Source organism: Streptococcus sp. ZY171113 (assembly GCF_057748235.1).
The window spans coordinates 2,149,715-2,161,427 of the sequence record NZ_CM173243.1 but is presented as its reverse complement, the minus strand read 5'-3'; the positions used below and the strand labels follow the sequence as shown (position 1 = coordinate 2,161,427).

Annotated in this window: 13 protein-coding genes and 1 pseudogene; 8 read left to right on the top strand and 6 right to left on the bottom strand. The window is 43.7% G+C overall.

Going from position 1 to position 11,713, the window contains the following annotated elements; genetic code table 11:
- Nucleotides 1-168: 168 nt before the first annotated feature.
- The gene (locus AC3ARB_RS10390) at nt 169-1,770 is read right to left on the bottom strand and encodes an ATP-binding cassette domain-containing protein (RefSeq protein ID WP_488320467.1); all 1,602 of its coding nucleotides are present in this window, start codon (nt 1,768-1,770) and stop codon (nt 169-171) included.
- Nucleotides 1,767-2,072, bottom strand: coding sequence for a hypothetical protein (locus tag AC3ARB_RS10385; RefSeq protein ID WP_488320466.1), 306 nt, complete (start codon nt 2,070-2,072; stop codon nt 1,767-1,769). The genes AC3ARB_RS10390 and AC3ARB_RS10385 overlap by 4 nt, the downstream gene beginning before the upstream one ends.
- 260 nt (nt 2,073-2,332) lie before the next feature.
- Between AC3ARB_RS10385 and AC3ARB_RS10380 the strand changes: the two genes are divergently transcribed.
- From AC3ARB_RS10380 to AC3ARB_RS10365, 4 genes and pseudogenes are all read left to right on the top strand, one after another.
- The gene (locus tag AC3ARB_RS10380; protein ID WP_488320465.1) at nt 2,333-3,214 is read left to right on the top strand and encodes a helix-turn-helix domain-containing protein; all 882 of its coding nucleotides are present in this window, start codon (nt 2,333-2,335) and stop codon (nt 3,212-3,214) included.
- Nucleotides 3,215-3,291: 77 nt separating this feature from the next.
- Nucleotides 3,292-4,296, top strand: a pseudogene (locus AC3ARB_RS10375) (alpha-amylase family glycosyl hydrolase); the annotation flags it as partial.
- A gap of 89 nt (nt 4,297-4,385) precedes the next feature.
- On the top strand, nt 4,386-4,751 hold the full coding sequence (locus AC3ARB_RS10370; protein ID WP_488320464.1) for an iron chaperone: 366 nt from the start codon (nt 4,386-4,388) through the stop codon (nt 4,749-4,751).
- Between the two features lie 20 nt (nt 4,752-4,771).
- Complete coding sequence (locus AC3ARB_RS10365; RefSeq protein WP_488320463.1) at nt 4,772-5,371, top strand: DUF1349 domain-containing protein; 600 nt, start codon at nt 4,772-4,774, stop codon at nt 5,369-5,371.
- Between the two features lie 40 nt (nt 5,372-5,411).
- Here the strand turns inward: AC3ARB_RS10365 and AC3ARB_RS10360 are convergent, their stop codons facing one another.
- The 4 genes from AC3ARB_RS10360 to AC3ARB_RS10345 all read right to left on the bottom strand — a co-directional run bounded on the left by AC3ARB_RS10360 (nt 5,412) and on the right by AC3ARB_RS10345 (nt 8,030).
- Nucleotides 5,412-6,419, bottom strand: a complete 1,008-nt coding sequence (locus AC3ARB_RS10360; protein ID WP_488320462.1) for a glycosyltransferase — start codon at nt 6,417-6,419, stop codon at nt 5,412-5,414.
- An 11-nt stretch (nt 6,420-6,430) separates the two neighbouring features.
- Nucleotides 6,431-6,814, bottom strand: a complete 384-nt coding sequence (locus tag AC3ARB_RS10355) for a hypothetical protein (protein ID WP_488320461.1) — start codon at nt 6,812-6,814, stop codon at nt 6,431-6,433.
- Nucleotides 6,795-7,742 (bottom strand): phosphodiester glycosidase family protein, encoded by a 948-nt coding sequence (locus tag AC3ARB_RS10350; protein ID WP_488320460.1) that lies wholly within the window; start codon nt 7,740-7,742, stop codon nt 6,795-6,797. The genes AC3ARB_RS10355 and AC3ARB_RS10350 overlap by 20 nt, the downstream gene beginning before the upstream one ends.
- Nucleotides 7,743-7,835: 93 nt before the next feature.
- On the bottom strand, nt 7,836-8,030 hold the full coding sequence (locus AC3ARB_RS10345; RefSeq protein WP_488320459.1) for a hypothetical protein: 195 nt from the start codon (nt 8,028-8,030) through the stop codon (nt 7,836-7,838).
- A gap of 527 nt (nt 8,031-8,557) precedes the next feature.
- Between AC3ARB_RS10345 and AC3ARB_RS10340 the strand changes: the two genes are divergently transcribed.
- The 4 genes from AC3ARB_RS10340 (at nt 8,558) to AC3ARB_RS10325 (ending at nt 11,624) form a co-directional block, all read left to right on the top strand.
- Complete coding sequence (locus AC3ARB_RS10340; RefSeq protein WP_488320458.1) at nt 8,558-9,574, top strand: trypsin-like peptidase domain-containing protein; 1,017 nt, start codon at nt 8,558-8,560, stop codon at nt 9,572-9,574.
- Between the two features lie 18 nt (nt 9,575-9,592).
- Complete coding sequence (locus tag AC3ARB_RS10335; RefSeq protein WP_488320457.1) at nt 9,593-10,399, top strand: hypothetical protein; 807 nt, start codon at nt 9,593-9,595, stop codon at nt 10,397-10,399.
- A gap of 260 nt (nt 10,400-10,659) precedes the next feature.
- A complete protein-coding gene (locus AC3ARB_RS10330; protein ID WP_488320456.1) occupies nt 10,660-11,418 on the top strand; it encodes a TIGR00266 family protein in 759 nt (252 codons plus the stop codon).
- A 41-nt stretch (nt 11,419-11,459) separates the two neighbouring features.
- A complete protein-coding gene (locus AC3ARB_RS10325; protein ID WP_488320455.1) occupies nt 11,460-11,624 on the top strand; it encodes a hypothetical protein in 165 nt (54 codons plus the stop codon).
- Nucleotides 11,625-11,713 lie beyond the last annotated feature (89 nt).

Here is an 11,713-nt window from a genome sequence, read left to right as displayed (position 1 = left end):
AAAACGAATACTTATACACTCACTCATTTGTTCCTCAATCTGAACGCTGAATAGAAGCTGGGAATAAAGCCATCAATTGATAGCCTTTTTGTTACATTTGTTTTAAACCAATAGACTTTCCACAGAAAGATTGGCTATGCAATGAAAATTACAGTACATTTATAGTGTTCAATTTCTTGCTTCCCTAAAAATGTTAATTTCGTTTTCTTCGATATGCCAAACTTGATGGTACTGTTGTCTATCTTTATTATCAAAATGATGGGCTATTTCAATTAGAGTAATATCCAGATTTAATAATAAATCTCTAATTTGACTAGCAGTTTTCTTATCTAGAGAAGCTGCAAATTCGTCAACTAACAATAAACTATAGTCACGAATCAGCGCTCTGGCAATAACGATTCGAGCTTTTTCACCACCAGATAAACGACAGCCATTTTCCCCAACATGATAAGACAAACCTTTAGTATCTACCAATTGACCTAAACCAACTTTTACTAGAACAGTTTCAACCTCCTCATCAGTAAACCTCTCTCCCAATGTAATATTAAATGCTAAACTTTCCTCAAAAATAATAAGCTCTTGAGGGATATAGCCAATCGTAGCAAATAGACTATTCTGAGAATAACTCATTAAATCTTGATTGTTAATCAAAATCTTATTAGATAGTGGTGAAACCTCTTGGAAAAGGGTTGCAAATAATGTTGATTTACCACTCCCAGACGGTCCAATTAGCAATATTTTTTCATTTTTGCTAATATTGGCGTTAAGAGTATATAAGCGAGATACATGACCAATTTCTGTAGAATCAAATGTGATGCTTTCGATAGAAAAACTAATGTCTTGAGCAGACGTTTCCACTGGATTAGTATCAAGAATTGATTCTAGTTTTTCTTTAATCGGAGTTGCCGCGACCACATTAGTCCATAGAGAGAAGGCACTTTCTAAAGGGCTTAACACTCTATCACTTGCTAAGAATACTGCAATTAGACCACCAACTGTAACATTTCCCTGGATAGCTAACCACCCTCCAAAAACAAATGGCATTAAGCCAGCTAAGCCACTAACCAACCCAATGCAGAGATTGGCTACATTTTTTAGCCACGATAGGTCGTAATCAGCTTGTTGTGTTTCTCTCAATCTAAATATGAAACGTTCCAAAAAATAAGGTATCCTTAGATAGTGTCTAATAACAGAGAGGGCTTTGATGTCCTCATTTGTCTCCTGTAAAAAGAGTTGATTCTTTTGACTAGCATTAGTACTTTTAATTTTTATGGCTTTAGAAAATATCTTGGGAATTAATAAGGGAATAATAGAAAAACAAATAAAGACAGATGATACTTCCCAGCTAATACTAAAAATATAGACTGCTGAAATGAGGGCAAACCATAAACAATAAATGATATCAAGCAAGGAACGAATAAAGTCTTGTTGTATCATATCAATATCGCGATAAAGAATATTTTGAATAAAATCTGACTTTTCAGTTTTTAAAAACACCTTGCTCATAACTTCTTGTTTAATACTTATATTAAAATGCAACATTAATTTATGATGACACACCTGCCATAAAAAGTAAGTTACTTTTAAGAGACTGTATCCTATAATACCGTAAAAAGAAGCCATTAATAAACTGTTTAGATCTCTATTTTCTATTGAGTCTATCACAGAATTTACAAAAACTGGCATAACCAAAGTATCCAAGCCTGTGAGTAAGGAAAAAAATAAGGTCAGTAACAGATAACGTGTATTCAAATATTTAATTAATTTCATAATCTCTCCTCTTCAATTGGGGTGAAGTAGTTATCTAAATTAAACAGATAGCTTGATGAAGGAAGTCCTGTTTTCTTAAAATCTTGATATCTTTTAAGCACCAACAAGATTCCCGAAGTACCTGTTGTTAAATCTGCCGAAAGCTTAAAGAGTTGTTCACCAAGGTGTAACTGCTCAACGTCATCAAAAAATAATTCTAAATTATTAATGATTTTAGTGACATGATTTTCTATTTTTTCTAAAAGAAATCTATCATCAATGACATTAAGAGTGTCTAATAAAAAATCAGCAATTCCTGCCATCCCTCTCATATAAGATGGATGTACGGTTAGTTCAACAAAACAAGATGGAATAATTTTACTTAGTAGTTCTAGGTATTGCTTCTTTATCTTGATTTGATTCTACAACTATATTATTATCTTGTCAATCAAAAATATGTAATTTTAAACTTTTTTATTTTTTTATAACAAAACAAACTATTTTTTTACTTTTATTTGCTTTTTAGAACTAAAAAGGATATAATAGTGTTCGAAATAACTAGCAAGGAAATTGGTTTCTCTTTATGAACATGTTATCAGAAAAGTTTAGATTAAAACGAAAAGAACTGGGTTTATCTCAACAAGCTCTGGCAGAGGGCATCTGCGAGCAAAGTCAAATCAGTAAAATTGAAAGGGGGCGTTTTATGCCCTCCGCAGATCTCCTTTTTAGGCTATCCCAACGTTTGGAAGTACCATTAGACTATTTTTTTAATGAACAGATAGAAGTAAAATCTAACTTATCCAGTTTCAAGCAATTATCTTCTCGACTACTGGAAGATAGAAATTATGAAGATTTATATTATATCTACAAATTAGAAATGGGAAAGCAAAGTTTTCTATCCTTAGACGATCAGATATATCTTGAATGGATAGAGTCTATTCTCGAATTCTATAAAGATTCTAAAAAATCCATAGCTATCGCCCATTTAGAAAGTCTATTAGCCAAACTCTCTTCTCAATCTCCTACGTATCTAAAAGTCCTTAATACGCTATCTAACTTTTATTCACTGGTTGGCCGTGAACAGGAGTATGAACTTAACTATTCTCGATTATTAGAAATCTATCAATACCATGATCTTGATAATCAAGAATTTCTTTTCGGTTTTATTAGAGTGCGTTATAACCATGCTCATTACTTATTGAATAAGGAAAAATACAGTGAAGCCATTCAAGAAGCTATGGAAACTATTGAATTTTGTAAAGCAAAACAAACTAGTTATCAATTAGCTCCCTTGTTAATACTCTTAGCCAATTCAGGAACTCAATTTATGGATAAAAAACAACTCAAAAGCTACTATTTAGATGCCATAAACTTGTGTAAAATATACAACAATCCTTTAATGCTGATGAAAATAGAGAATTACCTTAATGAAATGGAAAGAGACAATCAATCAAATAAAATCTGATTAACCTTTTATTAAAAACAAGTCTTTGTATCACTTCTAGTAGCCAATAAAAGAGTATTTAATCACATGGTTCAAAAGGCAATGCCTGGGCACCTTTTGGCGACACAGGAAAATACTACCTCCCCCTCTTTGACGTGACCCAGGCTGACCTCAATCAGGCCAGTTTTGGTAGCGACCCAAGCTTCATGACCGTGGGCGAGATGTCAGCGACCACGGTTGAAAACTGTATTCTCTACACGGCACCTGAGCGGGAAGAGCTGTCCATGGCCTTCAACTTCCACCACCTCAAGGTGGACTACCAGGACGGCCAGAAGTGGACCATTAAAGCCTTTGATTTTGAAGAACTCAAGACCCTTTTCCACAGCTGGGGCGAGGGCATGAGTGCTGGCAATGGCTGGAACGCCCTCTTCTACAACAACCACGACCAGCCCCGGGCCCTCAACCGCTTTGTGGATGTGGACAACTTCCGTAACGAAGGGGCGACCATGCTGGGAGCCTCCATCCATCTGTCTCGCGGCACGCCTTACATCTACATGGGCGAGGAGATTGGCATGCTAGACCCTGACTACGTGGATGTGGAGAGCCTCAACGCTTACGCCATGCTGTTGGAAAATGGCAAAGCACCGCAGGAAGCCTTCCAGATTATCCAGGCCAAGTCCCGCGACAACTCTCGGACACCTATGCAGTGGGACAGTTCAGCCAATGCTGGATTCTCAACAGGTACTCCTTGGTTGAAGGTTGGGAAATCCTATGAAACCATCAATGTAGCAACTGAGAAAACAGGTAAGATTTTCCCATTCTACCAAGAGTTGATTAAACTCCGCAAGGCATTGCCCATCATCGCCGAAGACGACTACACCGCAGCTTATGTAGACAGCGACAAGGTTTATGCCTTTGAACGCCAGCTGGGCGAGGAACGCCTCTTGGTGCTTAACAACTTCTTTGCCGAAAACGTGACCCTGGACTTGCCAAGCCATTACCAAGCAGGTCAAGTCCTCATCAGCAACTACGAGGGTGTTGAACTGGGTGACCAAGTTATCTTACAACCTTACCAAACCTTAGCCATCTTGGTTGACAAGTAGGCCGAGATTTTTTACAATAAGTTTTTACAGATTAATGCTAACGATCAGCTCGTGGCTGGTCGTCTTTTGACAAGAGAAAGAGTCTTATTATGCCCCTTCAACCCTATATTGACCAGGTCAGCAACCCAGCCATCAAGGATAAGCTGACCACTATCCTTAACCACCTGGCTAGCCAGCACCCTGATTTGCAGGGCGAGCTCAAGTGGAAGAAGCCCATGTTTAGCAAGGACGGTGCCTTTATCATCGGTTTTGATGCCGCGAAAAAGCACCTGTCTGTCATTCCTGAACCCTATGCCATGGCTATTTTTGCCGACCAGATTAAGGCGGCTGGCTATGCCAGCACTAGCAACCTCTTCAAAATTGCTGAAGACCAGGACCTGCCTTTGGACCTCTTGGAATCTATCATCGCCTTTAAGCGGGAAGACAAGGCAGGGGCGACTACCTATTTCAAGTAAGCTAGACAAGGAGATTGGCCATGGATTTGACAACTTTTTCCTGGACACGGGAGCCTAAAGACTGGACGGTCACCGATGACAGCCTGACCTTGGTTACTGAGCCCCACACCGACCTTTGGCAGCGGACTTATTATCACTTCCAAAATGACAATGCCCCGCTTTTCCAGCTGACGACAGAGGAAGCCTTTTTCTCCTTTACGGTCAAGGTCAACTTCGCTGACAGTCACCACCGTTTTGACCAGGCGGGTATCGTGCTCTACCAAGACAGCGACAACTGGCTCAAGGCCTCTGTCGAGTATGAAAACGAGGACTTCCAGCACCTGGGCAGCGTCGTGACTAACCAAGGCTATTCGGACTGGGCGACGTCGGAATTTCCAACAGATACAAAAGAAGTTTTCTACCGCCTCAGCCGCCGGCAGGACGACTTCAAGATTGAGTATTCGCTGGATGGTAAAATTTTCCACCAGATGCGCATCTGCCACCTGGAGGCTGCCAGCAAGGGAGTTTCCTTTGGAGTTTATGCTTGCAGTCCAGAAGATTCTAGCTTCACCGCCCGTTTCAGCAATTTCCAGCTGACCGACTGCCTCTGGCAGGCCCACGATGGTCAGCAACCTGACTAAACATAAACATCCGCTTTTGGGCGGATGTTTTCTGCTATTCTCACCCAAAAACCAGATCCTGCTGGAGGCGGTAGCTGACGAGGAAGAGAAGGACCTCGGTGCAGAGTTTTGCCAGGAGTAACCCGATGCCTAAATTGACCAGACTTTGGAGGAGTAGGGCATTGCAGGCCAGGATGACCAGGGCCACGAGGCCGTAACGGCTCAGGGAACTCAGTCCAGTTTTCCCTTGCCTGAAAACTAGCTTGGCATTGATGGTGTATTGGAAACTGGCACTCACTAGGCGGGCTAGGATGACAGATAGGAGCAGGTTCTGGGTGAGCTTGTTCAAGACCAGGAGGAGGCCTAGTTCAAGGAGGGCTGAGGCTCCGCTTCCGGCCATAAAGCTGACAAAGGGGGCGTAAATCCGCAGGGAATCTTGAATTGGTCGGAAATGGGAGGATTTGTTGCCGTTCAGGTAAATGGTTTCGATGGGTTCTTCCACCAGGGTAATGCCAGCCCGCTTGCTCTCCAAAAGCATGTTGAACTCGTACTCAAAGCGATCGCCAGGCAGGCTCAGTAACCAATCCAAGTGCTGGCCAGAAAAGCCCCGCAGGCCTGTCTGGGTGTCGGTCACTGCCAGCCCAGTCACCAAACGGAAGAGGCCTGCAGTAACCCTGTTGCCAAAACGGCTGCGGAAGGGCACCTTGCCCACAAAGGCTCTGGCTCCCAAGACCAGTTGACTAGGTTGGTCCTGAACCCGTCGTGCCACTTTGACCATATCGGCCACTAGGTGTTGACCATCGCTGTCTGCAGTGACGACAACCGTGTCCTGCTCTGCCATGTCCCTAATAAAGGCAAAGCCCGTCTTGAGGGCTGCCCCCTTACCCTGGTTCGTGGGGTGGGTCAGGACGGTCGCCCCCAGCTCAGCGACAGTCGCAAAGCAGTTGCCGTAGCGAGGGCCGCTACCGTCGTCGACCACCAGGATTTGGGCGTCCACTTGGGCCTTGATGTCCTGGACCAGGGCCACCAGCTTCTTGTCGGGTTCGTAGGCGGGAATTAAGATAAACATGGGGTTCCTCCTTAGTTTTTGGGAAATAGGTGCCCAGCCACCAGGCTGAGGGTTGCAAAACCAAGACCAGCCCACCAGTAGGGGATGTCCAGGCTGGTGCTGCGGCCAGAAATCTCGATGATGCCCTTGACCAGACAGCCGCTGACAAAAATGGCCAGGCTGGAGTTCCAGAGGAGCCCCGCAGCCCGATTGGTCAGCCAACCCTTATCAAAGAGGGTCAGCAGATAGGCCACAGATCCAATCAAGGGAATCAGGAACATCCATCGCATGTGGATGGAGCTTTCCCCGTAGCTAAAGCTAACGTAAACCTGGTTGAAGGTTAGGAGGAAGAGGCTGATTAGGCCAAGGTTAATGATGGTTTTTTGGTATTGTTTTCTAGTAGCCGATGTAGACACTGTCGCTCACCGCCCTTTCTTTAATGGTGTTGCCGTTGGTGGTTGGTTTGTTGACGACCTGGCCATTGAAGACCATGGTGGACGAACCACCCCCGTCTAGGTTGTAGGCCAAATCTGCCCCGTAGGATTGCATGATTTGGGCCAGTTCGTAGAGGGTTAGGCCAGAACTCTCCTCGCTTCGCCCATCGGACACTACCATGAGGTAGTGGAGGGAGCCGTCTGTTTCCTCAATGATACCGATGGCTGTCCGAGGGTTATCAGCCATGGCCCGTCCGACCTCATCTGAAGTTGATACCACCACATGACCGTCCTTGACCAGGGTTGGGCCAAAGGTGAAGGTGTTGACTACCCCACTATCCAGCAGGGCTTGGGCGGACGTCTCACTCTCGGAAATCACTCCAAGGTTGCCGTCAGCATAATGGACCAGGTCCTCATAGTCGCTGGAACGGGCCTGATCTCGGTAGAGCACCCCATTCTTGATGACATAGCCTGTCTGATTGGCCCCGTAATAGTCTCCGTTGATGGCCAGGATCGCCCCCTTGGCTGCCGCCATGCTAGACGTGGTCTCGGTGATGTTGGTCCCATAGGTCTCCTGAGCCAGAGCGGTCTTGAGCAGGCTGGGGTCGCTGATTTTCACATCAGCCACATAGATGGTGGTGTCATGTTGGCGGATGGTGTCGATAGTGATGGTGATGTTATCATCTTGGTAGCTGGTATCGGTCACGGTTGCTTGGCCTGCGGCAATGGCAGAGCTGCTGGACTTGGCTTCAGCTGAGGAGCTCGTTTGCTCTTTCGTGACCTGACTGGTAGCAGCGACCGTGGTAACAGCCGTTGGTAGGACAAAGGTTTTGGCCAGGCTATAAACATTGGCTGACAGCAACAGACTGGAAAACAAAATCGTATAGGCGTGTTTTTTGAAGTTTTTCATCAGATGACCTCGTTAGTTATGATGGAGCCTAGTTTACCCAGCAAAAGTCAAAGAAGCCTTAAAGAAAGGCTAAAGAAAACTTAAATGATACAATCATTCATTTAGATAATTAGAGAACGTAACCCTGTTCCCTTTTGATTTCATCAAATCCAAATCCACAGGCATTTTGCCATCAATCTGTGGATTGAAGAGGAATCGGGTATAGGCAAAGCCCAGGTCGTAGAGAACTGGAAGGGGTTTGAACAGGGGGCGATTGTCCAGAATGGAAAGTGGGGTGTCATCGCTCATCTGGCCTTCTTTGGGGCAATGGCTCATCAAGACGGCCTATAGTGATAATCATGGTTTAGACTTTGCCTCATTAAGCCAGTTAGAAGGGGTTGAGATTTACGATGACCGTCCTTATACTTCCGCTCAAAGAGGAACTAACGAGCATTTCAACGGTTGTCTGAGGCAAAAGGGCAGTCGCTCAACCAAGTTATTCACGATGAGCGATAAGAGGCTTCTAGGTTGCCAATTTGTAGCTAGAAAGTTAGATAACTACTAAACAGCCCAACGGAAGGTGTTGCACTCGACTTGGCAATTAGACTAGCTAAAAAAATCACATAATAACAGAAAAGAGTTGTTTTTCGGCTTATAATATGTTAAAATGTAAATATAGAAAGAAGGTAGTTTATATGAAAAAGAAAAGCATTCTTCTTGCTCTATCTCTTGTTGCACTTGCTACCTAGGTTCCTCTAAGTGTTCGAGCGGAAGATAGTTTTCCAAATCAATCTACTCCTGAACGAATTATAGGAGGCGATGATCGGCAACTGGTTTTGGATACCACCTCTACCATAAATCGCACGATTGTTAGAATTAATGTTGAAGGGGTAGATAAACAAGGGCATCAGATTCAGTATCTGGGTTCAGGGGTAATGATTGGTCCAGATACGGTACTAACTGCTGGGCATGTTGTCTATAATCTTGAAGCGGGTGAGTACTACCAAAATATAAAAGTAGTCCCTGCTGCAACTTGGAATGGAGAAAGGTTTCTTGAACCTTATGGTTACGCTGTCGCTAAAGAAACGGAGGTATTAGAGGCTTACAAATTAGGAGATAAATCTCAAGATATTGGGGTTATTAAACTTCATCGTCCGATTGGTCAAGAGACAGGCTACCTCACTTTAGCACCTAACAGCTTATCCATTGGTCAACAGGTAAAGACAATTGGGTATCCTAGTGATAAAAAAGGAATGTATTTTTCTGAGGGAACGGTGCTCTCTATGGTAGGTTCGCAACAAGCGAGGTATGATTTAGATACCTTTGGAGGACAAAGTGGCAGCCCCATTCTAAATGAGTACAATCAAATTGTAGCTATACATTATGCTGGTGGAGACGCGACTAGTAACCATGGGCGATCTATTGATTCCGAGGTTACGGCGTTAATTTCCAGAACCAATTTGACACAAGGAGCTGTTTATAGGGTGTTTAATCCTAATTCTGGCTGGCATCATGACACTAGTAGTCTAGGTGAGAAGAACCACCTTGTAAGTTTGGGCTGGAAAGATGAAGGCATTGCTTGGGAGTCTGGGAATAATGAGCCTGTCTATCGTCTTTACAACCCTAATAGTGGCCATCACTTCTATACGACGAATACCGCTGAGCACAATTACTTGGTTCAACAGGGGTGGAAAAGTGAAGGCATCGCGTTTTATAGCGGAGACAATCTAAATGTTTACCGATTGTATAACCCTAATTCAGGGGAGCATTTTTATACCACTAATCACATTGAAAGAAAACACCTCATCATTCTTGGGTGGAGAGATGAAGGGGTTGCATTTTTGACAAATTAATCAGAGAAAGGGAAGATTATGTTAAAATTTATAAAAAAAATACTAACTTTTTTAGCTGTCTTTATGTTTTCTCTTCCTTGGAGAGTTGTTGCCAATGACTATGTGTCAGTTGGTGGTTCAGAATACGACCCTGATACCTTACCTAAGCAATTAGTTGTTGGTCAAACTGGACAAATTCGTCGACCTCAGGACTCTCCTCTAAGAAATACAACTTATTCATTTCATTTTTATGACTATGATCCCTCAATGATCAGTTTTGATGAGCAAGGAAACTGGATGGCCCTCAAAGCGGGCAAAACCCAAGTTAGTTTTTCAATTAGTCAGAGTGACCATTTCTATAATGAGCTACAAAATCTAGGGCTGGGCAATCTTAAGATTATTGAAAAAGAAGTTCATGTTAGTCATGATATCATGATTTCAGCAGACGCTTATCCTATGTACCGACTTTACAATCCAAATTCAGGAGAACACTTTTATACTGCTAATGGGACTGAGAGAGACCACTTGAGCCATCTGGGCTGGATTTATGAGGGCATTGGTTGGTATGCTCCGATTTCTGGAGTACCAGTCTATCGTTTATACAATCCAAATACAGGAGACCACCATTATACAACTTCTAAGGGAGAAAGTTCCTACCTGGACAGTGTTGGTTGGAACTATGAGGGCATCGGCTGGTACTCAGGTGGCTCTGCTCCGATTCACCGCTTGTATAATCCTAACGCCAAAATAGGTAGTCATCACTTCACCTTATCCAAAGAAGAAAGTGACAATCTTGATGATATTGGCTGGAACTATGAAGGGATTGGCTGGTTTGCTGTAAAATAGTTATAAGTTGAATAGGTACCAAAACTTCTGTTCTTTGAATCGCACCTCAAAAGTTAGATAAGTAGCCTAACGATAGGGGTGCTTTTCTGATGGAATAAAGTGATGAGCATAAGTTTAATCGCTACAATGTGAGTAGCCTATATCAGGGATAGGAGAAAGATTAAAACACCTTCTGTCCCCTTTCCAGTTTTTACTTGACAAGCCAATCAGATTGCGATAAAATCTTTGTATCAATAAAATAAAACAAAAGGAGCTCTGCTATGTCTGACAACCGCATGAACTACACCATTTCCAGCAATGAAAACTTCCCTCTGGTTGAAATCGCCTTGGAGCGAGGTGAATCAGCCTATATCCAACGGGGCAGCATGGTTTACCACACCCCAAGCGTCAGTCTTAACACCAAGCTCAATGCCCAAGGCTCTGGCCTGGGCAAGCTCATCAAGGCAGTCGGACGTTCCATGGCCTCTGGCGAATCCATGTTCATCACCCAAGCCGTCTCCTCTGCTGATGATGGTAAGCTGGCCATTGCCCCATCCATGCCAGGTCAGGTCATCGCCCTGGAACTGGGAGCCAACCAGTACCGCCTCAATGACGGGGCCTTCCTGGCCATGGATGGGTCTGCCAACTACACCCTTGAACGCCAGAGTATTGGTCGGGCCCTCTTTGGCGGCCAAGGTGGCTTCTTTGTTATGACCACTCAAGGCCAAGGCATGCTTCTGGTCAACGCTTTTGGTTCCATCAAGAAAATCCGTCTGGAAAACCAAGAGATGACCATTGACAACGCCCATGTGGTGGCCTGGAGCACCAGTCTGGATTACAATATCCATATGGAAAACGGCTGGCTCCAATCCATCGGTACAGGTGAGGGTATTGTCAACACCTTCCGAGGCACCGGTGACGTCTACATCCAGAGCCTCAACCTTCAAACCTTTGCCAGCCATTTAGGCGGCTTTATCGGTGATCCAACCAATAACACCAAAGGGGATGTCGTTGGCTCACTGATTAATAATTTCCTCTAAAATGTGGTACAATAGAACCATCACACCATAAAGGAAGACACATGCTATTACATTACTCAAAACTTGGCTCCCTAGCCCTGGGCCTAGCCAGCCTGGTGACCTACTTTTTTCTGCCAACCCTCTTTCCCCTGGTTCTTCAGGGCTTTATCCTCTGCTTTGGGATTTTTCTCATCACCTATTTCCTCTTTTATTTCCGGAAAAAATAGCAGAGCAGCCAAGCAAGTTAGTGCTTGGCTATTTTTTTTATCCTCTCCTTATGCTATAATAGAAACGATTGAAAATTTCTATGCTACTA